This is a genomic window from Aquimarina hainanensis, assembly GCF_042684685.1.
GTDB lineage: Bacteria > Bacteroidota > Bacteroidia > Flavobacteriales > Flavobacteriaceae > Aquimarina > Aquimarina hainanensis.
Window position 1 is genome coordinate 94,871 of record NZ_JBHULX010000022.1, and the last position, 22,985, is coordinate 117,855.

Annotated in this window: 31 protein-coding genes; 28 read left to right on the plus strand and 3 right to left on the minus strand. The window is 36.8% G+C overall.

Translation table 11 applies throughout. The features are described from left to right. The 3 genes from ACFSTE_RS12510 to ACFSTE_RS12520 all read right to left on the minus strand — a co-directional run bounded on the left by ACFSTE_RS12510 (window position 1) and on the right by ACFSTE_RS12520 (window position 7,883). The gene (locus ACFSTE_RS12510; RefSeq protein ID WP_378253378.1) at window positions 1–3,069 is read right to left on the minus strand and encodes a SusC/RagA family TonB-linked outer membrane protein; all 3,069 of its coding nucleotides are present in this window, start codon (window positions 3,067–3,069) and stop codon (window positions 1–3) included. A gap of 187 nt (window positions 3,070–3,256) precedes the next feature. Further along, window positions 3,257–4,588 (minus strand): SusD/RagB family nutrient-binding outer membrane lipoprotein, encoded by a 1,332-nt coding sequence (locus ACFSTE_RS12515; protein ID WP_378253380.1) that lies wholly within the window; start codon window positions 4,586–4,588, stop codon window positions 3,257–3,259. Between the two features lie 13 nt (window positions 4,589–4,601). Then, a complete protein-coding gene (locus ACFSTE_RS12520) occupies window positions 4,602–7,883 on the minus strand; it encodes a SusC/RagA family TonB-linked outer membrane protein (RefSeq protein ID WP_378253382.1) in 3,282 nt (1,093 codons plus the stop codon). A gap of 522 nt (window positions 7,884–8,405) precedes the next feature. Here ACFSTE_RS12520 and rpsL point away from each other — a divergent pair. From rpsL to rpsM, 28 genes are all read left to right on the plus strand, one after another. Then, window positions 8,406–8,780, plus strand: coding sequence for a 30S ribosomal protein S12 (rpsL, locus tag ACFSTE_RS12525; RefSeq protein ID WP_024770883.1), 375 nt, complete (start codon window positions 8,406–8,408; stop codon window positions 8,778–8,780). Window positions 8,781–8,810: 30 nt separating this feature from the next. After that, on the plus strand, window positions 8,811–9,287 hold the full coding sequence (rpsG, locus tag ACFSTE_RS12530) for a 30S ribosomal protein S7 (RefSeq protein ID WP_176027248.1): 477 nt from the start codon (window positions 8,811–8,813) through the stop codon (window positions 9,285–9,287). A 12-nt stretch (window positions 9,288–9,299) separates the two neighbouring features. Further along, window positions 9,300–11,426, plus strand: coding sequence for an elongation factor G (gene fusA, locus ACFSTE_RS12535; RefSeq protein WP_176027247.1), 2,127 nt, complete (start codon window positions 9,300–9,302; stop codon window positions 11,424–11,426). Between the two features lie 11 nt (window positions 11,427–11,437). Further along, a complete protein-coding gene (rpsJ, locus tag ACFSTE_RS12540) occupies window positions 11,438–11,743 on the plus strand; it encodes a 30S ribosomal protein S10 (RefSeq protein WP_010181931.1) in 306 nt (101 codons plus the stop codon). A gap of 220 nt (window positions 11,744–11,963) precedes the next feature. Then, window positions 11,964–12,581 (plus strand): 50S ribosomal protein L3, encoded by a 618-nt coding sequence (gene rplC, locus ACFSTE_RS12545; RefSeq protein ID WP_378253385.1) that lies wholly within the window; start codon window positions 11,964–11,966, stop codon window positions 12,579–12,581. Beyond that, window positions 12,581–13,210, plus strand: coding sequence for a 50S ribosomal protein L4 (gene rplD, locus ACFSTE_RS12550; protein ID WP_378253387.1), 630 nt, complete (start codon window positions 12,581–12,583; stop codon window positions 13,208–13,210). The genes rplC and rplD overlap by 1 nt, the downstream gene beginning before the upstream one ends. A gap of 5 nt (window positions 13,211–13,215) precedes the next feature. Beyond that, a complete protein-coding gene (gene rplW, locus ACFSTE_RS12555; protein ID WP_176027244.1) occupies window positions 13,216–13,506 on the plus strand; it encodes a 50S ribosomal protein L23 in 291 nt (96 codons plus the stop codon). Window positions 13,507–13,515: 9 nt separating this feature from the next. Then, complete coding sequence (gene rplB, locus ACFSTE_RS12560) at window positions 13,516–14,340, plus strand: 50S ribosomal protein L2 (protein ID WP_176027243.1); 825 nt, start codon at window positions 13,516–13,518, stop codon at window positions 14,338–14,340. A gap of 6 nt (window positions 14,341–14,346) precedes the next feature. Beyond that, entirely contained in the window at window positions 14,347–14,625 is a 279-nt protein-coding gene (gene rpsS, locus ACFSTE_RS12565) for a 30S ribosomal protein S19 (protein WP_027880209.1), read from the plus strand. An 8-nt stretch (window positions 14,626–14,633) separates the two neighbouring features. Further along, complete coding sequence (gene rplV / locus ACFSTE_RS12570; RefSeq protein WP_176027242.1) at window positions 14,634–15,044, plus strand: 50S ribosomal protein L22; 411 nt, start codon at window positions 14,634–14,636, stop codon at window positions 15,042–15,044. 8 nt (window positions 15,045–15,052) lie between these two features. After that, entirely contained in the window at window positions 15,053–15,775 is a 723-nt protein-coding gene (rpsC, locus tag ACFSTE_RS12575; RefSeq protein WP_176027241.1) for a 30S ribosomal protein S3, read from the plus strand. Window positions 15,776–15,795: 20 nt separating this feature from the next. Continuing rightward, window positions 15,796–16,215 (plus strand): 50S ribosomal protein L16, encoded by a 420-nt coding sequence (rplP, locus tag ACFSTE_RS12580; protein ID WP_176027240.1) that lies wholly within the window; start codon window positions 15,796–15,798, stop codon window positions 16,213–16,215. A 13-nt stretch (window positions 16,216–16,228) separates the two neighbouring features. Then, a complete protein-coding gene (gene rpmC / locus ACFSTE_RS12585) occupies window positions 16,229–16,423 on the plus strand; it encodes a 50S ribosomal protein L29 (RefSeq protein WP_176027239.1) in 195 nt (64 codons plus the stop codon). A gap of 12 nt (window positions 16,424–16,435) precedes the next feature. Next, window positions 16,436–16,693, plus strand: coding sequence for a 30S ribosomal protein S17 (gene rpsQ, locus ACFSTE_RS12590; protein ID WP_176027238.1), 258 nt, complete (start codon window positions 16,436–16,438; stop codon window positions 16,691–16,693). A gap of 2 nt (window positions 16,694–16,695) precedes the next feature. After that, the gene (rplN, locus tag ACFSTE_RS12595) at window positions 16,696–17,064 is read left to right on the plus strand and encodes a 50S ribosomal protein L14 (RefSeq protein WP_176027237.1); all 369 of its coding nucleotides are present in this window, start codon (window positions 16,696–16,698) and stop codon (window positions 17,062–17,064) included. 13 nt (window positions 17,065–17,077) lie between these two features. Then, window positions 17,078–17,389 carry a 50S ribosomal protein L24 gene (gene rplX, locus ACFSTE_RS12600; protein WP_176027236.1) on the plus strand — a complete coding sequence of 104 codons (312 nt, stop codon included), beginning with the start codon at window positions 17,078–17,080 and terminating at the stop codon, window positions 17,387–17,389. A 2-nt stretch (window positions 17,390–17,391) separates the two neighbouring features. Further along, window positions 17,392–17,943 (plus strand): 50S ribosomal protein L5, encoded by a 552-nt coding sequence (gene rplE, locus ACFSTE_RS12605; RefSeq protein WP_176027235.1) that lies wholly within the window; start codon window positions 17,392–17,394, stop codon window positions 17,941–17,943. 2 nt (window positions 17,944–17,945) lie between these two features. Continuing rightward, window positions 17,946–18,215, plus strand: coding sequence for a 30S ribosomal protein S14 (gene rpsN / locus ACFSTE_RS12610; RefSeq protein ID WP_140597674.1), 270 nt, complete (start codon window positions 17,946–17,948; stop codon window positions 18,213–18,215). A gap of 69 nt (window positions 18,216–18,284) precedes the next feature. Further along, the gene (gene rpsH, locus ACFSTE_RS12615; protein ID WP_176027234.1) at window positions 18,285–18,683 is read left to right on the plus strand and encodes a 30S ribosomal protein S8; all 399 of its coding nucleotides are present in this window, start codon (window positions 18,285–18,287) and stop codon (window positions 18,681–18,683) included. 21 nt (window positions 18,684–18,704) lie between these two features. Beyond that, on the plus strand, window positions 18,705–19,250 hold the full coding sequence (gene rplF / locus ACFSTE_RS12620) for a 50S ribosomal protein L6 (RefSeq protein ID WP_176027233.1): 546 nt from the start codon (window positions 18,705–18,707) through the stop codon (window positions 19,248–19,250). Window positions 19,251–19,260: 10 nt separating this feature from the next. Then, window positions 19,261–19,617, plus strand: coding sequence for a 50S ribosomal protein L18 (gene rplR / locus ACFSTE_RS12625; RefSeq protein WP_176027232.1), 357 nt, complete (start codon window positions 19,261–19,263; stop codon window positions 19,615–19,617). 6 nt (window positions 19,618–19,623) lie between these two features. Beyond that, the gene (rpsE, locus tag ACFSTE_RS12630; RefSeq protein ID WP_176027231.1) at window positions 19,624–20,148 is read left to right on the plus strand and encodes a 30S ribosomal protein S5; all 525 of its coding nucleotides are present in this window, start codon (window positions 19,624–19,626) and stop codon (window positions 20,146–20,148) included. An 11-nt stretch (window positions 20,149–20,159) separates the two neighbouring features. Next, window positions 20,160–20,339: a 50S ribosomal protein L30 gene (gene rpmD / locus ACFSTE_RS12635; protein WP_176027230.1), complete on the plus strand. Its 180-nt coding sequence runs from the start codon at window positions 20,160–20,162 to the stop codon at window positions 20,337–20,339. A 9-nt stretch (window positions 20,340–20,348) separates the two neighbouring features. Beyond that, window positions 20,349–20,801, plus strand: coding sequence for a 50S ribosomal protein L15 (gene rplO, locus ACFSTE_RS12640; RefSeq protein ID WP_176027229.1), 453 nt, complete (start codon window positions 20,349–20,351; stop codon window positions 20,799–20,801). Between the two features lie 10 nt (window positions 20,802–20,811). Next, window positions 20,812–22,152 carry a preprotein translocase subunit SecY gene (secY, locus tag ACFSTE_RS12645; RefSeq protein ID WP_176027228.1) on the plus strand — a complete coding sequence of 447 codons (1,341 nt, stop codon included), beginning with the start codon at window positions 20,812–20,814 and terminating at the stop codon, window positions 22,150–22,152. Window position 22,153: 1 nt separating this feature from the next. Beyond that, window positions 22,154–22,369 (plus strand): translation initiation factor IF-1, encoded by a 216-nt coding sequence (gene infA, locus ACFSTE_RS12650; protein WP_010181908.1) that lies wholly within the window; start codon window positions 22,154–22,156, stop codon window positions 22,367–22,369. A 119-nt stretch (window positions 22,370–22,488) separates the two neighbouring features. After that, complete coding sequence (gene ykgO / locus ACFSTE_RS12655; protein WP_073316873.1) at window positions 22,489–22,605, plus strand: type B 50S ribosomal protein L36; 117 nt, start codon at window positions 22,489–22,491, stop codon at window positions 22,603–22,605. A 2-nt stretch (window positions 22,606–22,607) separates the two neighbouring features. Next, a complete protein-coding gene (gene rpsM, locus ACFSTE_RS12660) occupies window positions 22,608–22,982 on the plus strand; it encodes a 30S ribosomal protein S13 (protein ID WP_176027227.1) in 375 nt (124 codons plus the stop codon). Window positions 22,983–22,985: the final 3 nt, after the last annotated feature.

A 22,985-nucleotide genomic window follows, 5' to 3' on the forward strand; every position in this document is an offset into this window, starting at 1 on the left:
TTAGAAGTTAATCTGAACAGATCCTACGAAGGTTCTAAAGTTTGGATACGAAAATTCATCGAATTTGAACAGTGGACTAGTTCCTATCGAAACTTCAGGATCCCAGCCTGAATAATCTGTGAAAACAAATAAGTTTCTTCCGGATAAAGTAAACTTCATTCCATCAATGTATTCACCAACTTTACCTAAAATATTCTGATCAAGTAGGTAGGATAGTGAAATTTCTCTCACTTTTACAAAAGAAGCATCTTCTACAAAATAATCAATCGGTTGACCTCTGTTATATATGTTCGAAGCAGCGTTGAAATAATTAAAATGTTTGCCTGCAGCAGCAAAATTTTCAGCATCAGCGTGTCTGTCGTTAAAATAGAGTAGTTGTTTTGTGAAATTGTAAACATCTCCACCTTGTTGCCAGTCTAGGACAAAGTATAAAGAAAGACCTTTATATGTAAGTGTGTTTGATAGTCCAATAATAAAGTCAGGATTGGTGTCTCCAATTACATCTACTTTTGCTTGTCCTGTTTCTGAATCGTAAACTCTTACAACTTGTTCATTTTCAGTTCCTATGTTAGAAGTGACAACAACGTGTCCAAATTCATTAACAGAGAAATCATCTATAGGTAGGTTTAGTCCGTCATTTACAACTAAACCATTTTCTACAGTTAAATCATTTATAGATGTAGCGATTTTATTACCAAACATAGCTCCTTGGGATAAACCTGCTTGAACTCTAAAGACATCCCGTGCAGGAGCAGCGTCATAAAGAGTTGCTTCTAGGACTCTTGTGAATGGAGGGGTTCCTCCTAAGCTAGTGAATTCCGTAGTTGTTTTTGATCCGGTAATTCCAAAATTCCAAGTAAAATCGCTAGTGCTTATAGGAGTTCCGGAAAGATTAAACTCTAAAGATTGATACTCTGTTTCTCCAAGGTTTTTTTTGATATTTTCTCCTGGTACAGCCCCGGATAAAGGGACGGTAATTAGGGCTCCTTCTGTTTGAGAAGAGGCATATGTAAAACCAAAATTATATTTGGATAGAAAATCTAAGTTTAGCCCTAGTTCGATTTCTCTTATTTCTGGAGATTTTAAGTCAGGGTTTCCTACTTGATCGAGAGATATGCTTGATTCTGATACGTCGAATGTTTCGAAAATATCTCCAAAAGAAGGTCTTAAACCAGCTGTTCCATATGAAGCTCTTAGTTTTAGCTCATCCATCCATTCTGCTTGTATATCTTCTCCTAAACGATAAGCAATAGATCCACGGTAAAATACCTGGTCTCTGTTGTTTCTTCCGAATAAAGAGGATCTGTCTGTTCGAATAAGTCCTCCAATGATAAGTTTGTCTCTCCAGTCAACATCAACACTGAGAAAATAATTTTGTGTTTTTTGTAAAGAACTAAACGATGTAATATTAACATTTTCGGTTGCTTGGTCTAGCGAACCAACACCCGCTGTTTGGAAATTTGAACCACTACCATCTTCTCTTTCGAATTTTACATTTTCGAATAAATACTTAGCAGAAGCTCTTAGGTTAAAATCATTAAAAGATTTGCTGTAGTCTAATTGAGCGCTAGTATTTGTTCTCTCTGTAAAAGCATTCCGTATGAGAATAAAACCATTGTTTGTGTCCGCATTAGGGGTAGGTGTTTCGTATCCTTTAGGGAAAAAATTGTTGTATTTGAACGAATTTCTATCTAAGGAGAGTGCTCCTGTAAAAGAGAGTCCTTCTAAAATTTCGTATTTACCTGTAACTCCTCCGATAAATCGTTGCTCTCTTCTATCTTGCTTTTGGTTATTTGCAACATAAAGTGGGTTTTGCCAGTTAGATCCTTGAATTTCATATCCAGTAGGTCTTGGAGAAGGTTGTCCGTCAGCTCCTCGTTCTGTAATGTCTATAAATGGTTCTGCGACAAGAATAGAGTAGAATAGATTGTCTCCTTGTCCTGCTTGAGCTGTTTCCTGACCTTTTGTTTTTACATAAGAAGAATTGATACTTAACTTAAATTTTTCTGTAGCATTGAAGTCGGCATTGAAACGAGCACTTTGTCGAATGAATGGTTGTAACCCTTCTATTGGTCCCTCGACTCTAGCATCTTGGAAAGAAGCGTAGTAATTTCCTTTGTCTAGTCTTTGAGACACGGAAATAGCATTAGATTGGTAAGGTTGAGATCCAATAAGGTTGTTTACGTTATCGAAAAATTGTGGGAAATTATTATCGAAAAGCCCATCTGAAGCTGGGATTCGATTTCCATTCCCGTCTAAAGCAAAATTACCATTGCTATCTACTTCAAAAGGATGAGTTGTTGCAGAAGGGTATTCGTTTACAAGAGAAGAAGCTCCGTATTCTGACTTAAAAGTAAATTGAGCTTCCGGACTTGTTCCTTTTTTGGTTATTATTTGAATAACTCCATTACCCGCTAATGAACCATAAAGGGAAGAAGCTGCTGCTCCCTTAATAACTTCTATGGATTGGATGTCATCAGAGTTAATATCTCGAAGCCCTCCTTCGGTAATAATTCCATCAACAATGATTAAGGGTTGGACGTTACCTTCAATTGTACTGGAACCTCTCAGGATGATTGCGGAGTTTCTTAGTGGGTTTCCGCTACCTCTTACAATTTGGGCACCGGATACTTTACCAATAAGGGCAGAAGCTGCATCTGGGGTTGGGATTGTTTGGGTACCAGTAACATTAACTTTTGTTAGGTCGAAACCTAATTTTTTTATGGATGTTCCTTGAGCAACTCCGGTAACGACAACTTCTTCTAAGACATTTGTACTTTCCTGAAGTTTGACGTCTATAGTAGGTTGATCGCCTATAACTATTTCTTTGGATGAAAACCCAAGGTACTTGTATACCAAGACAGCTCCTTTGTTTGCTGTAATGGAGTAGTTACCGTCAAAATCGGATTGTGTACCTGTGTTTGTGCCTTTTACTAAAATGTTTACACCTGGTAAAGGCATACTGTTGTTATCAGTAATGGTACCGGTAACTGTTTTTTCTTGTGCAAAAGTTAGTTGCACAATTAATGCTGTAAACAGCATTAAAACTTGCTTACTTACTTGTTTCATTATTGTTTTTGTTTGAATTAGCCACATTAAAAATCAGTAAAAGTTTCTAATTAAGCAAGTTAATTTCATAAAATTTTGTTAACAAAAGAAATTAAGAGGAAGTTCTTAGGGGAGGTGGTTGGAAAATAAACAGCCTAAAACATTAATGTTTTAGGCTGTTTTCCTACTTTAAGTATTTTCTTAAATATTAGTTATCCCATCCTACTTTAGGTTTGAATAAGTCAGCTTCTTCTGGTCCGGGAGTGTTGGGGTTAAATAAAATTTCATTACCACTATAATTCCATCGTACAGGAACAGTTGAGCCTGATGTTGGTGAGATATCAGGGAAACCGGTTCTTCTGTAATCGTTAAATACCTCTGGCTGTACAAATAAACCAATATATTTTTGGGTAAGTATATGAGGGTTTAATTCTATACTACCTATACCGGGATTAACATCTGTGTTTGCGATATAACTAGAATATTCTGTGTTTGTAAGACCTACTTCTTCAAAAGAAGCTTCAATTCCAGCTAGATATGCTTCGGAAATTGAACTGTCACTTCCTCCTGTTCTGGCTAGACATTCTGCTTCAATAAATTTAACTTCTCTGTAAGAAATTAAGTCTTGGCCAAAAGCATTAATTAAATATGGGTGTTCCTTGACGAATGTTTCTGATAGAATAGCTAGTCTATCGGTATCGTTAAGTCCTTCCATTAATCCTTTCATAAAAGGATGAAATTCAATATCTCCTGTTCTTCCATCGTTAAAACGAAACCATTGACCAGGATTAGTTGTTTCGTAGGTGAATCTTAGGTTGTCATTTCTCGAAGTAAAAGATGCTTGAGCATCAGTTAGTGCTTCAGAATAATTTCCTTGGTGAAGGTATGCTCTTGCTCTGATAGCTCTGGCTGCTTTTGTCCATAGATCTATATCACCATCGTGGAAAACGTCTCCTCCTTTTGTTTTTACAGCAAATCCTCCATCGTTTTTTCCTAGGTTTTCAATTCCGCTTTGTAACAAAGAAAAAATTGCAGGATAAATTACGGTGGTTTGATCGTCGTATTTTGGAGCGGTGTTGTCAAGACCTAATCCAGATTCGGTAAAAGGAATATTTCCCCAAACGTCTGTTGCTAACATCAAAGAGTATGCTTTGAGGATCTGTCCAATACCTAAATAGTGATTGGCTCCTATTTCTGTACTGTTTTTAATATAGATGTCTAGTTCAATGAGGATACTTGTGTATATGTTGTTCCAAGCTGTGTCAAATCTGTTGGGAGTCAATCCTGTATAATTGTTAAAGGATGTCCATTGTCTTTCGACACCTTCTACCTGCTGAGTTATAAGGCTGTTAAATCTGGAAAAATCTCCTCCAGTAACATCTGCAATATTGATGCAAATAGAGGGGAGTTGAGCAAATACAGGCACGGAAACTGGTTTGTTAGGGTCTATATTCAGCTCACTGTCTAAAAAGGTTTCGCAAGATATTGTGGATAAACACAATAGAATGATCAGTTGTATTTTGTTTATATTTAGTTTCATGACGTTCTGTGAATTAAAATTTAAGAGATAATTTAAAGATAACAGATTTTGTACTCGGCATGTTGAAATAATCAAAACCTTGACCATTACCTGTTCCTGTTAAACTTGTTTCAGGATCAATTCCTTCATATTCAGTAGTAAACCAAAGGTTTCTTCCTGTAACGCCGACAGAGCCTCCTTTTATAAATTTACCTCCAAACATTTTTTCAGGGAAACTATAAGAAAGTCCAACTTCTCTAAGACGTACCCATCCGCCATCTTGAACAAATTGTTCTCCTACAGCTCCAAATCCTCCAACTGATGATTGCCAATATGATTGGTCCCTTACAACAGGAGTAGTGTTAGCAGAGCCATCAGGTAATACTCCTTGAATTGGAGTAGGGGCTTCTTGTCTGGTTTGGGCAGTAAGTTCTGATCTTCCGAAGAAAGATAAAGCCCAAGCAGTACCATTCCACAGGTCTCCTCCTTGTCTCCAGTCTAATAAGAAGGAAAAATTAAGTCTTTTCCATCTAAAGCTGTTTTTCCATCCTAGGATAAAATCAGGATTAGGATCACCTATAGCTCTTTGGGTTGGGTCAACAGCTTGGTATCCGTATTCTGAAGAAGAAGAATCATTGTTTATAACTACTTGTCCTCCAGGAATGTTTAGTCCGTCGTCATTAGCTCCTCCTGATTCTTCTCTTAAGTATGCTCCTCCAAAGATAGCTCCATAAGGGTTTCCGGCTACTAAATATGTACCAGCACTAGTAAAACCTGCAAGGAATAAACGTTCAAGCCCTGGGGCTAATTCATCAACAATACTTTCGGATTTGGTAAAGTTAAACTGAGTATTCCATGAGAAATTGTCCGTGTTTACAGGGGTTCCGTCTACAACAATTTCGACTCCGGTAGTTGTAAGTTTACCGGCATTCATCCAGACATTGGAGTGTCCTGTTGAGCTAGGTAGAGAAGCGTTAAGTACGGCATCTGTTGTTTTTCGGTTGTAATATGTGAAATCTATTCCAAAACGATCATTTAGAAATCGTAAATCCGTTCCAAGTTCAATTGTTTCTGATACTTCTGGAGTTAAACCGGAATTTCCTAAGATGTTATCTAGCTGAAAACCTGTTTGTCCTCCAATAGGGAAGTTAATGTTATTACCCCACCCGTCTCCGATTGAGTTTACCTGAAAAGAAGAAGTGGTAAGATATGCAAATGGTGGTGGAGCTCCTACCTGTGCCCAAGAAGCTCTTAGTTTTCCTAGAGTTAATATATCATTTTCAGGGAGGAATTCAGAAAATACTATAGAGGAAGAAATCGATGGATAAAAGAAGCTTAAGCCATTTAAGTTAAATTTATCTCCTGTTCCTGCTAATCTTGTGTCCCAGTCATTTCTTCCTGTTGCAGTCAGGAATATAGCATCATTCCATCCTAATTCTATTTGTCCGAATAATCCAAGGGTTCTATATCTTGTAAGGTCTTCAAATGATGTAATGTTTGTAGCATTACTTAAGTCTAAGAAGTTTTGGAATATTAAATTAGTACCCGTTACGTTTAATCTTTTTCTCTTAAAGGAAAAAAGGTTTGCTCCTGCAAGATAACTTATTTGTAAGTTTTTGGCAATTTCACCAGATCCTGTTAAGTTTAAGTAAGAATCAGTTTGGGAAGTGCTAAACTCTTCTTTGATTACGCTACCAACAGATTGAGTTCTGGAGTTAATTTCAAAATTTTGTTTTCTGCTGTCGTTAGTGAAATCATTACCTACATTAAGTCCAATGTTTAACCACTGATTGATTGAGTAATCAGCTTTGAAGCTACCGTACACACGATTTACTTCTTCGTTTCTTAAAGCGTTGTTAACAATCCAAAAAGGATTGTCATATCCTCCTCCTCCTCTATAATTACGTTGGTTTCCGTTAGGAAATATATAGGATGAGGGCTGGTCTACAGCTTCTCTTCCAAATCCTGCTGAGTTATCGAATGATATAGGAGTTCTAAGTAAACCTAATAATAATCCGGATGTATTGGACCCTTGTTGGATTCTTTGGAAAGTTGAGTTAGCAAAGTTGAGAGTAGTGCTAAATCTAAGTTTTTCGGTAGCTTGTAAGTCTCCTGCTAAAGAAGCAGTAAATCGATCATATGTTTCATTAGGTACAACTCCTTCGGCATCTAGTAGTGAAGTTGAAAATCTATAAGAAGCATTTTCTGCACCTCCTTGAACACTTAAAGAATGCAGAGTGCTTATGGCAGTAGAGAAAACATCTTCAAGATTGTCATAGGTATTAGCGGCTTGTCCATTTCCGGTGCCTTTAGGGACTAAGAAACCGTTAGGGTCATATAGGTAATTTCCATCTGAATCGAATGCCCCTGCTCCAGGTGCATTTGGATGTGATGGGTCATTAGAAAACTCTAAATTAGATATTCTGGGCCCCCATGAACCCGAAGCTCCTGTAGAAGGATCTGCGTACACGCCTCCTGATCCTTGTGCGAAAACATTCTGAAGGTCGAACAAAGAGCTTACTTGTTCTACGGTAGTCTGAGAAGAGAAGTCAACGCTGAATCGCTGGTTTTTGCTACCTTTTTTTGTTTCAATAACAATTACTCCAGTGGAACCTGCAGTACCGTATAAAGCAGTTGCTGCGGCTCCTTTTAAAACTGTTAATGATTTGATATCATCCGTGTTTAAGTCCATTAATCGGTTTGATTGTGCAGTACCAGCGGTGTTCCCTTCTGTTGTTAGAGTCTCGTTATTTGTTCTGACTCCATCAATAACAATTAAAGGTTGGTTGTTTCCTATTAAAGATGTCACACCTCTTACTAAGATTCTAGACCCCCCTCCGGCAGAACCAGAAGATCTTGTTATTTGGATTCCTGCAGCCTTTCCTACAAGAGCGTCTACTGCACTTGTAGCACCAGATTCAACAATGTCTTCATTGTTTACTTGTTGCAGGGCATAACCGACAGCCTTTTTTCCTCTTTTAAGACCTTGGGCTGTAACAATTACTTCTTCAAGTTCAGCAGCATCTTCTTTTAGTTTGATATTAATAACAGATTCATCTCCTATTAATTTGGTTTCAGTAGAAAAACCAATATAACGAAAAGATAATACAGCCCCTTTGTTAGCTTTTATAGAGTAGTTTCCGTCAAAATCTGATTGTGTCCCTGTATTTGTGCCTTGGATAAGGATGTTAACTCCAGGGAGAGGTACTCCGCTTTGATCGGTTACGATACCTGTAACCGTTTTCTCTTGTGCGAAAGATAATTGCACAATTAATACTGCAAACAGCATTAAAATTTGCTTACTTGTTTGTTTCATTATTGTTTTTATTTGAATTAGCCGGGCTAAAAATCAATAAAAGATTCTAATTAAACAAGTTAATTTGATGTTTATTTGTTAATATTTTAATGTTTAACAGTACTTTTTTTGTATTTTTTTATGTTAAAAAGTAAGGGTTGAGGTGTTTGTTTTTTGTTTTTGTGCTGGTCTTTAATTGTTTGATTTGCAGTGTTTTGTGTGATTATTTTTTTATAGCTTATTTGTAGAGAGAAACAAGGAGATGAGATTTGCTTTTTTTTGTTAATAAATAACTAAGGGGTGAGTAAGGGTAGGAAAAAGAGTTTAGAGAAGAATTGAGGAGTGTGTAACGTTTTGATAAATAATGGGTAACTAGCGTAATTTGTGGTAGAAATAAAGGTTTATGAGTGTGATAAGGAGGGGTTTAATTTAATATGATTGAAAATTAATGAATTAGGATTTGATTTGGTCTAAAATATTTATACATTTGCAGCCCTTTTATTAAAGGGAATAAAAAATTTTAATAATAGTGTAAAGCAAATTATGCCAACAATTTCACAATTAGTACGAAAAGGTAGAGCCAAAATAACTAAGAAGAGTAAATCGGCTGCTTTGGATTCGTGCCCGCAACGTCGCGGTGTATGTACTCGTGTGTATACCACTACACCAAAAAAACCAAACTCTGCTATGCGTAAGGTAGCGCGTGTTAGGTTAACAAATGGAAAAGAGGTCAATGCATACATCGGTGGTGAAGGTCACAACCTCCAGGAGCACTCGATAGTATTAGTTAGAGGTGGAAGGGTAAAAGATTTACCAGGAGTTAGATATCATATTGTTCGTGGAGCTTTGGACACCGCTGGTGTTGAAGGAAGAACGCAACGTAGATCTAAGTATGGTGCAAAACGCCCTAAGAAGTAATTTTAGAAAAAAAACTTTTAAGAAGAAGACATGAGAAAAAGAAAGGCTAAAAAAAGGCCAATTTTACCAGATCCACGTTTTAATGATCAGTTAGTAACTCGATTTGTTAATATGATGATGTGGGATGGTAAGAAATCTGTGGCATTTAAGTTATTCTACGATGCAATTGATATTGTAGACGAGAAGAAACAAAATGACGAAAAAACAGCTTTAGAAATCTGGAAAGATGCATTGTCTAATGTTATGCCGCACGTTGAAGTGCGTAGTCGTAGAGTTGGAGGGGCAACTTTTCAAATTCCTAACCCAATTAGACCAGATCGCAAGATATCAACTGCGATGAAATGGTTAATCTTATATGCGCGTAAGAGAAATGAGAAATCAATGGCTCGTAAGTTAGCTGCTGAAATTCTTGCGGCAGAAAAAGAAGAAGGAGCTGCAGTTAAGAAAAGAGTTGATACTCATAAGATGGCTGAAGCAAATAAAGCATTCTCACACTTTAGATTTTAATCACGAACAGAAATGGCTAGAGATTTAAAATATACTAGAAATATAGGAATTGCTGCACATATTGATGCAGGAAAGACTACGACTACTGAGCGTATACTTTATTATACTGGAGTAAGTCACAAGATTGGTGAGGTGCATGATGGTGCAGCTACAATGGACTGGATGGAGCAAGAGCAGGAGCGAGGAATTACAATTACCTCTGCGGCTACTACTTGTACATGGCAGTTTCCAACGGAAAATGGTAAGCCTACAGCAGATGCTAAAGGGTATCATTTTAATATTATTGATACTCCGGGACACGTTGATTTTACTGTAGAGGTAAATAGGTCATTACGTGTTTTAGATGGGTTAGTTTTCTTGTTTAGTGCTGTGGATGGGGTGGAGCCTCAGTCGGAGACTAACTGGAGATTGGCTGATAATTACAAAGTTCCTAGAATGGGGTTTGTAAACAAAATGGATCGTCAGGGATCGAACTTCTTAGCAGTTTGTAATCAGGTTAAGGAGATGTTAGGTTCTAATGCGGTGCCAATTGTATTAAATATCGGAGAAGAAGCTGATTTTAAAGGAATTGTTGATTTAGTAAAGAATCGTGCAATTGTATGGCATGATGAGACTCAAGGGGCTACCTTTGATGTGATTGATATTCCTGAGGATTTAAAAGAAGAAGCAAGAGAACTTCGAGGTAAGCTTATAGAAGAAGTTGCTGCTTATGATGAGAATCTTCTTGAAAAATATATGGAAGATGAGGATTCTATTACAGAAGAAGAGGTGCATGCTGCACTTCGTGCTGCTGTAATGGATATGTCTATTATTCCTATGGTGTGTGGGTCTGCATTTAAAAACAAAGGGGTTCAGTTCTTGCTGGATGCAGTTTGTCGTTATTTGCCTTCTCCAGTCGATAAAGATGCGATTGTAGGGACGGATCCAGATTCAGGAGAAGAAATTAGTCGTAAGCCAGATGTGAAAGAGCCGTTTTCTGCATTGGCATTTAAGATTGCTACAGATCCTTTCGTAGGACGTTTGGCATTCTTCCGTGCGTATTCAGGAAGATTGGATGCTGGTTCTTATGTGATGAATAACCGTTCTGGTAAAAAAGAACGTATTTCTCGTATTTATCAGATGCATTCTAATAAGCAAAACGCAATTGAATATATAGAAGCTGGAGATATTGGTGCAGCAGTAGGATTTAAGGATATAAAAACAGGAGATACATTATCTGATGAGAAAAACAGAATTGTACTAGAGTCTATGGACTTCCCTGATCCGGTAATTGGTATTGCAGTTGAGCCAAAAACAAAGGCAGATGTAGATAAGTTAGGAATGGCTTTGGCGAAATTAGCAGAAGAAGATCCTACGTTTACGGTGAGAACAGATGAAGCTTCAGGTCAGACAATTATTTCTGGTATGGGAGAGTTGCATTTGGATATTATTGTGGATCGTTTGAAGCGTGAGTTTAAAGTTGAAGTTAATGAAGGTCAACCTCAGGTGGAATACAAAGAAGCAATTACAAGAGCAGCTGACCACAGAGAGGTGTATAAAAAGCAGTCTGGTGGACGTGGTAAATTTGCGGATATCGTGTTTACTATTGAGCCAGCTGAAGAAGGTAAAACTGGACTTGAATTTGTTTCTGAGATTAAAGGAGGTAATGTACCAAAAGAATTTATTCCTTCTGTAGAGAAAGGATTTAAGATGGCAATGGTGAATGGACCATTAGCGGGGTATGAAATAGATGCTTTAAAGGTGACTTTAAAGGATGGATCGTATCACGATGTGGATTCTGATCAGTTGTCGTTCGAATTAGCTGCAAAATTAGGGTTTAAAGCTGCTGCTAAAGCTGCTGGAGCTGTGATTATGGAGCCGATAATGAAGTTAGAGGTGCTTACTCCAGAAGAAAACATGGGTGATATTGTTGGAGATCTTAACCGTCGTCGTGGTCAGGTTAATGATATGAGTGACAGAGCGGGATCTAAAGTTGTTAGAGCGAATGTGCCTCTTTCAGAAATGTTCGGATATGTTACATCATTAAGAACCTTGTCATCGGGTAGAGCTACTTCTACTATGGAATTTTCTCACTATGCGGAGACTCCTTCAAATATTTCAGAAGAAGTGATAGCAGCTTCAAAAGGAGTTAATGCTTAATTATTACAGAAATGAGTCAAAAAATTAGAATAAAACTAAAATCTTACGATCATAACTTGGTAGATAAGTCTGCTGAAAAAATCGTAAAGACTGTAAAAAGTACTGGTGCAGTAGTAACTGGACCGATACCATTACCAACACATAAGAAGATTTTTACAGTGTTGCGTTCTCCGCACGTTAATAAAAAATCTAGAGAGCAATTTCAATTAAGTTCTTATAAGAGACTTTTGGATATTTATAGTTCATCTTCAAAGACTATTGACGCGTTGATGAAGTTGGAATTGCCAAGTGGAGTTGAAGTAGAAATTAAAGTGTGATAAAAATTGAATTCAGTAAAATAATTTGATAAAGTTTAAGTTATTTAAAAGAATTCGTTAATTTTGCACGAAATTTCAAAATAAGACTTTTGAATTACATGTCCTGAGCTTCGAGCGAGGGAAAAACGGTAAAAAAATACATTCAAGCAGGGTTGAAGTATTTTGACCCTGTGTTTTTTTGCAGAAAAAGGAAACAATTAATAATTAATAATTAATAAATATGTCTGGGTTAATAGGAAAAAAGATCGGTATGACCAGCATTTTCGATGAAAATGGAAAGAATATTCCATGTACAGTAATCGAAGCTGGACCATGCGTTGTTACCCAAGTCAGAACCAATGATGTGGATGGTTATGAGGCTGTTCAGTTAGGTTTCGATGACAAAGCAGACAAGAATGCTTCTAAAGCGGCTTTAGGTCATTTTAAGAAAGCAGGAACAGTTGCTAAGCGAAAAGTTGTTGAATTCAAAGGTTTTGAGGAAGGTGTTAAATTAGGAGATACGATAACAGTAGAACACTTCGCAGAAGGAGAGTTTGTAGATGTTTCAGGTACTTCTAAAGGTAAAGGATTTCAGGGAGTTGTTAAAAGACATGGTTTTGGTGGAGTTGGACAAGCAACTCACGGACAACATAACCGTCTGAGAGCTCCTGGGTCTATTGGAGCTGCATCTTATCCTGCAAGAGTATTCAAAGGAATGCGTATGGCAGGAAGAATGGGTGGAGATAAAGTAAAAGTTCAAAACTTACGAGTGTTAAAAGTAGTTCCGGAGAAGAATCTACTTGTGGTTAAGGGATGTGTGCCTGGACACAAAAACGCTTATGTAACAATTCAAAAGTAATGGAAGTAGCAGTTGTTGATATTAATGGAAAAGAAACAGGGAGAAAGGTGAACCTTTCTGATGCTGTTTTTGGTATAGAGCCTAATGATCATGCTGTGTACTTAGATGTTAAGCAATACTTGGCGAATCAACGTCAAGGTACGCATAAGTCTAAAGAGCGTGCTGAGATCGCAGGAAGTACAAGAAAAATTAAGAAACAAAAAGGTACGGGTACAGCTCGTGCTGGTAGTATTAAATCTCCTGTTTTTAGAGGAGGAGGTAGAATCTTTGGTCCTAGACCACGTAATTATTCTTTTAAGTTAAATAAAAATTTAAAAAGATTAGCTAGGAGATCTGCTTTATCTATTAAAGCAAATGAGAAAGCGATTACGGTAATTGAGGATTTTACTTTTGATACTGTTAAAACAAAGAATTTTACAGCAGTGCTAAAGTCTTTAGGACTAGAAGGTAAAAAGTCATTGTTTGTGTTGGGTGAGTCAAATAATAATGTATATTTGTCGTCACGTAATTTAAAACGTTCTGAAGTTGTAACTAACTCTGAATTAAGTACTTATAAAATACTTAATGCGAATAGTGTTGTGCTTCTAGAAAGTTCTTTGAAAGGAATTGAAACGAATTTAAGTAAATAGAAGCCATGAGTATTTTAATAAAACCTATTATTACGGAAAAGGCTACTGCAGATAGCGAATTGTATAATCGTTATGGATTTGTAGTAGATAGAAATGCGAATAAGGTAGAGATTAGAAAGGCAGTAGAAGCTGCTTATGGAGTTTCTGTTACTAAAGTTCGTACTATTAATGTTCGCCCGGATCGTAAGACTCGTTATACAAAAACGGGTATGATCACTGGTAAAACAAGCGCTATTAAAAAAGCAATTGTACAGGTGGCGGAAGGTGAAGTAATTGATTTATATAGTAATCTTTAAGACTAGAAGATGTCAGTAAGAAAATTAAAACCAATTACCCCAGGTCAGCGTTTTAGAGTAGTTAATGGATTTGACGCCATTACTACTGATAAGCCGGAAAAAAGCTTGTTAGCTCCGAAAAAAAGATCTGGAGGTAGAAACAGTCAAGGAAAAATGACAATCCGCTACAAAGGTGGAGGTCATAAAAAAAGGTATCGTATTATCGATTTTAAGCGTGATAAGCAGGGAGTTCCTGCTACTGTTGCTACAATCGAATACGATCCAAACAGAACTGCATTTATTGCGCTTTTAAACTACCAAGATGGTGAAAAGCGTTATGTTATTGCTCAGAATGGATTGCAAGTTGGACAAAACATCGTTTCTGGAAGCAATGTTGCTCCTGAAATTGGAAATGCAATGCCGTTGAGTGATATTCCATTAGGGACAATCATTTCTTGTATCGAATTACATCCTGGACAAGGTGCTGTAATGGCACGTAGTGCAGGTTCATTTGCTCAGCTTATGGCTAGAGATGGTAAGTTTGCTACGGTAAAATTACCTTCTGGAGAAGTACGTATGATTTTAGTACGTTGTATGGCTACTATTGGAGCGGTTTCTAACAGTGATCATCAGTTAATAGTTGGTGGTAAAGCTGGTAGAAGCAGATGGTTAGGACGTCGTCCAAGAACAAGACCAGTAGCGATGAACCCGGTAGATCATCCAATGGGTGGTGGAGAAGGACGTTCATCTGGAGGTCATCCACGTTCTAGAAAAGGGTTACCTTCTAAAGGATATAGAACCCGTTCTAAAACAAAAGCGAGTAATAAGTATATTGTAGAACGTAGAAAGAAATAATAAGATATGGCACGTTCATTAAAAAAAGGACCTTACGTTCACTATAAATTAGAGAAAAAGGTAGCTGCAAATGTAGAAGCAAATAAAAAGACGGTGATCAAAACATGGTCTAGAGCTTCTATGATTACTCCTGATTTTGTAGGGCAGACAATTGCAGTACACAACGGACGCCAGTTCGTACCTGTATATGTTACAGAGAATATGGTAGGTCATAAACTAGGAGAATTTTCGCCAACACGTTCATTTAGAGGACATGCTGGTGCTAAAAATAAAGGTAAAAAATAATTTAAGCTATGGGAGTTCGTAAAAGAGAAATGGCAGAAAGATTTAAGGAAGAGAGAAAGCAAATTGCTTTCGCTAAACTTAATAACTGCCCTACGTCACCTAGAAAGATGCGATTAGTTGCAGATTTAGTTCGTGGTGAAAAAGTTGAAAGAGCGCTTCATATTCTTAGATTTAATCCTAAAGAAGCATCACGTCGTTTAGAAAAGTTATTGCTTTCTGCAATAGCTAACTGGCAGGCGAAAAATGAAGACGCTAGCATTGAAGATGCTGAGCTTATTGTAAAAGAGATCCGTGTAGATGGAGGAAGCATGCTGAAAAGATTGCGTCCTGCACCACAAGGTCGTGCACACAGAATAAGAAAACGCTCTAACCACGTGACAATCGTGGTTGCAGCAAACAATAATACACAAAGCAATTAATAAATAGTATGGGACAGAAGACAAATCCAATCGGAAATCGCCTTGGTATCATCAGAGGATGGGAGTCCAACTGGTATGGAGGTAATGACTACGGTGATAAGTTAGCCGAAGACGATAAGATTAGAAAGTATGTACACGCACGTTTATCAAAAGCTAGTGTATCAAGAGTGATTATTGAGCGTACGCTTAAACTTGTAACCGTTACTATCACTACTGCCAGACCTGGTATTATTATCGGAAAAGGTGGACAAGAGGTAGACAAGTTGAAAGAGGAGCTTAAGAAGATTACAGAAAAAGAAGTTCAGATCAATATTTTTGAAATCAAAAGACCAGAACTTGATGCATTCTTAGTAGGGTCAAGTATTGCTAGACAGATAGAAGGACGTATTTCTTACCGTCGTGCGATAAAAATGGCTATTGCGGCTGCGATAAGAATGAATGCAGAAGGGATCAAAATTCAGATTTCAGGACGTTTGAATGGTGCGGAAATGGCACGTTCAGAAGCGTATAAAGAAGGTCGAATTCCTTTATCTACATTTAGAGCTGACATCGATTATGCTTTAGTAGAAGCTCATACTACTTACGGTAGACTTGGGATTAAAGTATGGATCATGAAAGGCGAAGTATATGGTAAAAGAGAACTTTCTCCTTTAGTTGGTTTATCCAAAAAACAAGGAAAAGGTGACAGATCCTCAAGAGGAGGTGATAAGAAATCACGCCGTAGAAAGTAATTTTTTAAAGTAAATTAACAATGTTACAGCCTAAAAGAACAAAATTCCGTAAACAACAAAAAGGTCGTATGAAAGGACTGTCTAATCGTGGACACCAACTTTCTAACGGAACCTTCGGAATTAAATCACTAGATTCAAATTTCGTTACTGCGAGACAAATAGAAGCAGCTCGTATTTCTGCTACACGTTATATGAAAAGGGAAGGATCCCTTTGGATTAAAATTTTTCCAGACAAGCCTATTACTAAAAAACCATTAGAGGTACGTATGGGTAAAGGAAAAGGAGCAGTAGAATACTGGGCAGCAGTAGTAAAGCCAGGAAGAATATTATTTGAGATAAGCGGAGTGCCATATGACGTGGCAAAAGAAGCTTTGCGTTTAGCAGCTCAAAAATTACCTGTTAAAACTAAGTTTATCGTAGCTAGAGATTATAAAGCTTAATATTTGAGAAACTATGAAACAATCAGAAGTTAAAGAATTGTCTACAGCTGAATTACAAGAGCAACTTAGTAAATCTCAAAGAGAGTATTCAGATTTAAGAATGGCTCATGCAATGTCGCCTTTAGAGAACCCTTTACAGATTCGTAAAGTAAGAAGATCTATAGCTAGAATTGCTACAGAGCTAACAAAAAGAGAATTAAACGGTTAATTCTGCTGAAAGATGGAAAAAAGAAATTTAAGAAAAGAACGTATCGGAGTCGTTACAAGTAATAAAATGGAGAAATCTATCGTGGTTTCTGAAGTTAAAAAAGTAAAACACCCGATGTACGGAAAGTTCGTGTTAAAAACGAAAAAATACGTAGCACACGACGAGAAAAACGACTGTAATATTGGTGATACGGTAAGGATCATGGAAACACGTCCTTTAAGTAAAACTAAATGTTGGAGATTAGTAGAAGTAATTGAAAGAGCGAAGTAATTATGGTACAACAAGAGTCTAGATTAAAAGTAGCCGATAACACAGGAGCAAAAGAAGTTTTGGTTATCCGTGTTTTAGGTGGTACAAAAAGAAGATACGCCTCTGTAGGGGACAAGATAGTTGTCAGTGTTAAAGAAGCAACTCCAAATGGAAACATTAAAAAAGGAGCGGTTTCTACTGCAGTTGTAGTTCGTACTAAAAAAGAGGTTCGCAGACCAGATGGTTCTTATATCCGTTTCGATGATAATGCATGTGTGTTATTAAACCCTGCAGGAGAAATGAGAGGAACACGTGTTTTTGGTCCTGTGGCAAGAGAGCTTCGTGATAAGCAATTCATGAAGATTGTTTCATTAGCGCCAGAAGTGCTTTAATTATTGTAGCAAAATGACAAAGCTAAAAATAAAATCAGGAGATACTGTACGTGTAATTGCCGGAGACAATAAAGGTCAGGAAGGGAAAGTACAAAAAGTATTAAAAGATAAGAACAAAGCGATTGTGGAAGGTGTAAATCTTGTGTCTAAACACAAGAAACCAAGCGCAGCTAATCCACAAGGAGGAATAGTGAAACAAGAAGCTCCTATTCATATTTCTAACTTATCATTGTTAACTTCTAAAGGAGAAGCAACGAGAGTTGGGTATAGAGTAGAAGGAGATAAGAAAGTGAGATTTTCTAAAAAATCTAATGAAGTAATATAGTTATGGCTTATATACCAAGATTAAAACAAGAGTATAAAGACAGAGTAATGTCTGCTCTTAAAGAAGAGTACAGCTATGGTAACGTAATGGAAATTCCTAAGCTTAAAAAAATAGTTTTAAGTAGGGGAATTGGAGCAGCTGTAGCAGATAAAAAATTAATTGATCACGCAGTTGATGAATTAACGATGATCACTGGTCAAAAAGCAGTAGCTACTATTTCTAAAAAAGATGTTGCTTCTTTTAAATTGCGTAAAGGAATGCCAATTGGTGCAAAAGTTACGTTAAGAGGAGAAAACATGTATGAGTTTTTAGATCGTTTTATAACAAGTGCATTGCCACGAGTTAGAGATTTTAACGGAATAAAAGCTACAGGATTTGACGGAAGAGGAAACTATTCGTTAGGAATTACTGAGCAAATTATCTTTCCAGAAATAGATATTGATAAAGTGAATAAAATCTCAGGATTGAACATTACTTTTGAAACATCTGCAAAGACAGATAAAGAAGCAAAATCATTGTTAACCCAACTAGGATTACCTTTTAAAAAGAATTAATTATGGCTAAAGAATCAATGAAAGCCCGTGAGGTAAAAAGAGCAAAGACAGTAGCTAAGTATGCTGAGAAACGTAAAGCTTTAAAAGAAGCTGGAGATTACGAAGCGTTACAGAAGTTACCAAAAAATGCTTCTCCAATTAGAATGCACAATCGTTGTAAACTAACTGGAAGACCAAAAGGGTACATGCGTCAGTTTGGTATTTCTCGTGTAACTTTTAGAGAAATGGCTAACAAAGGATTAATTCCTGGAGTAACAAAAGCTAGTTGGTAAAAACAAAGTGAATAAATTGGTATCAGGTTCGATCCTAGGATCGAAAACCGATACCATAAACTATATATAATGAATACAGATCCTATTGCAGATTATTTAACCAGAATTCGAAATGCAAACAGAGCTCAGCACAGAGTAGTTGAGATCCCTGCATCTAAGGTTAAAAAAGAGATCACTAAAATATTATTCGATCAAGGATATATTTTAAGTTATAAATTTGAAGATAATACAACACAAGGTACTATCAAGATTGCATTAAAATACGATAAGTATACAAAAGATCCTGTGATTAAAGAATTACAAAGAATCAGTAAGCCTGGTTTACGTAAATATGCAGGATCTAATGATATTCCAAGAATTCTTAATGGATTAGGTATTGCTATTGTTTCAACTTCTCGTGGTGTGATGACTGGAAAACAGGCAAAACAAGAGAATGTTGGAGGAGAGGTACTTTGTTACGTATATTAACAGTATAAAAGACAAAAAGAAATGTCAAGAATAGGAAAAAATCCAGTAACTATTCCGTCTGGTGTCACTGTAGATGTGACAGGTAATGTTGTTACTGTTAAAGGAAAATTAGGAGAGCTTTCTCAGACTATTGAGGATAATATCAATGTAAAAGTTGAAGAAGGTCAAGTTGTGGTAGAAAGACCTAGTGATGCTAAAAGCCATAAAGCAAAGCACGGATTGTACAGAGCTTTGATTAACAATATGGTAGAAGGTGTTTCTAAAGGGTTTACCAAAGAACTAGAATTAGTTGGAGTAGGGTATAGAGCATCTAATCAAGGTCAGAAATTAGATTTGGCTTTGGGATTCTCTCATAACATCGTTTTAAATTTGGCTCCAGAAGTAAAAGTGGAGACAATATCTGAAAAAGGTAAAAACCCTATTGTAAAATTAACATCTCATGACAAACAACTTGTAGGTCAGGTGGCAGCAAAAATAAGAAGCTTCCGTAAGCCAGAACCATACAAAGGAAAAGGAATTAAGTTTGTAGGAGAGCAATTAAGAAGAAAAGCAGGTAAATCTGCATAATAACTAAGGTATGGCATTCTCAAAAGATTTAAGAAGATTAAAGATAAGAAAGCGAATCCGTGGTAAAGTAAACGGAACAGAACAACGTCCTAGATTATCTGTATACAGAAGTAATAAAGAGATTTATGCACAGATCATAAATGATGTTACAGGAGTAACTCTTGCAACAGCTTCTTCTAGAGATAAAGACATTGCTTCGGCATCTGGAAATAAAATTGAAAAAGCGAACTTGGTTGGAAAAACCCTTGCAGAAAAAGCAAAAAGTGCTGGTGTAGAAACAGTATCATTTGATAGAGGTGGTTACTTGTATCATGGTAGAGTTAAGTCATTAGCAGAAGGAGCTAGAGAAGCAGGATTAAAATTCTAAGAAATTATGTATCAGAAATATAAAAACGCAGAATTAGTAAAACCAAGTGGACTTGAATTAAAAGATCGTTTAGTTGGTGTACAACGTGTTACTAAAGTAACAAAAGGAGGTAGAGCATTTGGTTTCTCTGCTATTGTAGTTGTAGGAGATGAAAACGGTGTAGTAGGACACGGTCTGGGGAAATCTAAAGAAGTAGCAGAAGCTATTGCAAAAGCAGTAGAAGATGCTAAGAAAAACCTAGTACGTATTCCATTACAAAAAGGAACCTTGCCTCATGAGCAAAAAGGTAAATACGGTGGTGCGAGAGTACTACTTATGCCGGCTGCTACGGGTACAGGAGTTATTGCAGGTGGAGCAATCCGTGCTGTATTAGAATCTGTTGGAGTGCATGATGTACTTTCTAAAAACCAAGGATCGTCTAACCCACATAACGTGGTGAAAGCAACTTTTGATGCATTGTTACAATTGCGTAGTCCGCAACAAGTAGCTGCTCAACGTGGTGTTTCACTAGAAAAAGTGTTTAAAGGATAAAATTAGGAACGATGGCAAAGATTAAAATAACTAAAGTAAGAAGTGAGATTAATCGCACCCAGAGACAAAAAAGAACGCTGGAGGCTTTAGGTCTTAAAAAGATTGGTCAGGTTGTGGAGCATGAAGATACTCCTAATATCCTTGGGATGGTAAATAAAGTTAAACATTTAGTTTCAGTAGAAACAAAATAATAAAAGCACATGGATTTAAGTAATTTAAAACCTGCTGCAGGTTCGGTAAAGAATAACTCTAAACGATTAGGACGTGGTCAAGGATCTGGAAAAGGAGGAACTTCTGCTCGTGGTCATAAAGGAGCGAAGTCTCGTTCTGGTTATTCTAGAAAAATAGGATTTGAAGGTGGACAGATGCCTCTTCAAAGACGTGTACCTAAGTTTGGTTTCAAAAATATTAATAGAAAAGAGTATCAAGGTGTAAACTTAGATACTTTACAGAAGTTAGTGGACGCTGGTAAAATTACTGATACAGTTGATCTTGACGTATTGTTAGCTACTAGACTTGCTAGAAAAACAGACTTGGTAAAAATACTAGGTAGAGGTGAGCTAAAAGCGAAACTAAAAGTATCGGCGCATAAATTCACAGCGACAGCTAAAGCTGCTATCGAAGCAGCTGGAGGTGAAGCAGTAACCTTATAAAAGAGAACTCATGAAATTTATTGATACAATAAAAAACATATGGAAAATCGAAGAGCTAAAAAATAGAATCTTAATTACATTAGGATTGCTTTTAGTGTATCGTTTTGGTGCGCAAGTTGTACTGCCTGGTATAGATGCATCTCAATTAGCAAATTTAGCTACACAAACAGATAAGGGATTATTAGGTCTCCTAAATGCATTTACTGGAGGAGCATTTTCGAATGCATCTGTATTTGCTCTGGGGATCATGCCGTATATCTCCGCTTCTATTGTAGTTCAGTTGATGGGTATCGCAATACCATATCTTCAGAAATTACAAAAAGAAGGGGAAAGTGGAAGAAAGAAGATCAATCAAATCACACGTTGGTTGACAATTGCTATTACTTTGGTGCAAGGTCCTGGTTATATTTATAACCTTTTTGCGACATTACCGGGGTCCGCTTTTGTATTACCAAACCAAACGATTTTTGTTGTATCATCTGTGATCATCTTAACTACCGGATGTATTTTTGCAATGTGGTTAGGGGAGAGAATTACTGATAAAGGAATCGGTAATGGAATCTCATTACTGATTATGGTAGGTATTATTGCTACCTTACCACAATCATTTGTACAAAACTTCTTTTCTAGAGTTTCTGGAGACGGAGGAGGAATGATTATGGTATTGATAGAATTGGTTATCTGGTTTGTGATTATTTTAGCTTCTATCTTACTGGTAATGGCAGTGCGTCAGATACCGGTACAGTATGCAAGAAGAACGGCAAGTGGAGGATATGAGAAGAACGTATTTGGTTCTAGACAGTATATTCCTTTAAAGCTAAATGCATCTGGAGTAATGCCAATTATATTTGCACAGGCAATTATGTTCTTACCTGCTCTGGTAGCAGGAAAAGTTTCTGATTCAGAAGCTGCTCAAGGAGTTGCAGCTGCCTTTACAGATATCTTTGGATTTTGGTATAATCTGGTATTCGCATTATTAATTATAGTGTTTACCTACTTCTATACGGCGATTACCGTTCCGACCAATAAAATGGCAGATGATCTAAAACGTAGTGGAGGATTTATACCAGGAATCAGACCAGGAAGTGAAACATCAGAATATCTAGATAGAATTATGTCTCAGATCACATTGCCAGGTTCTATATTTTTAGCATTGATAGCAATTTTTCCTGCAATAGCAGTGAAATTATTAGATGTGCAGCAAGGATGGGCATTGTTCTTTGGAGGTACTTCTCTGTTAATTATGGTAGGAGTAGCAATAGACACAGTACAGCAAGTAAACTCATATTTGTTGAATAGACATTATGATGGATTAATGAAAACTGGAAAAAACCGTAAAGCAGTAGCATAATATGGCAAAGCAACCAGCAATAGAGCAAGATGGTAGTATTATCGAAGCGTTATCAAATGCGATGTTTCGAGTGGAATTAGAAAATGGTCACGTAGTGACAGCTCATATATCAGGTAAGATGCGTATGCATTATATAAAATTATTACCTGGAGATAAGGTGAAATTAGAGATGAGTCCATACGATTTATCAAAGGCTCGTATCACATATAGATACTAATATAATTTTAATATTAGTTAATTAAGATTTTTTCTATACTTTTGCAAACTGAAAAAATCTTGTTAATGATATATCCCAAAATGTAACCCGGTTACATTTTGGGAATTAAAACCAAAGAGATGAAAGTTAGAGCATCATTAAAAAAGAGAAGTGCCGAGTGCAAGATTGTGCGTAGAAAAGGCCGACTTTACGTAATTAATAAAAAGAATCCTAGATTTAAACAAAGACAAGGGTAATTATGGCAAGAATTGCAGGGGTAGATATACCTAAACAAAAGCGAGGAGTTATAGCATTAACCTATATCTTCGGAATTGGTAGAAGTAGAGCTAAAGAAATTTTAGAAACTGCCAAAGTAGATGAGAGTATAAAAGTTTCTGACTGGAATGATGACCAAATAGGTCGTATTCGTGAAGCTGTAGGAGCCTATACCATTGAAGGAGAATTACGTTCAGAAGTACAGCTTAACATCAAGCGTTTGATGGATATCGGTTGTTATAGAGGAATCCGTCACAGAGCTGGGTTACCTTTAAGAGGACAACGTACTAAGAATAACTCTAGAACACGTAAAGGAAGAAGAAAAACAGTTGCTAACAAGAAAAAAGCAACTAAATAATAA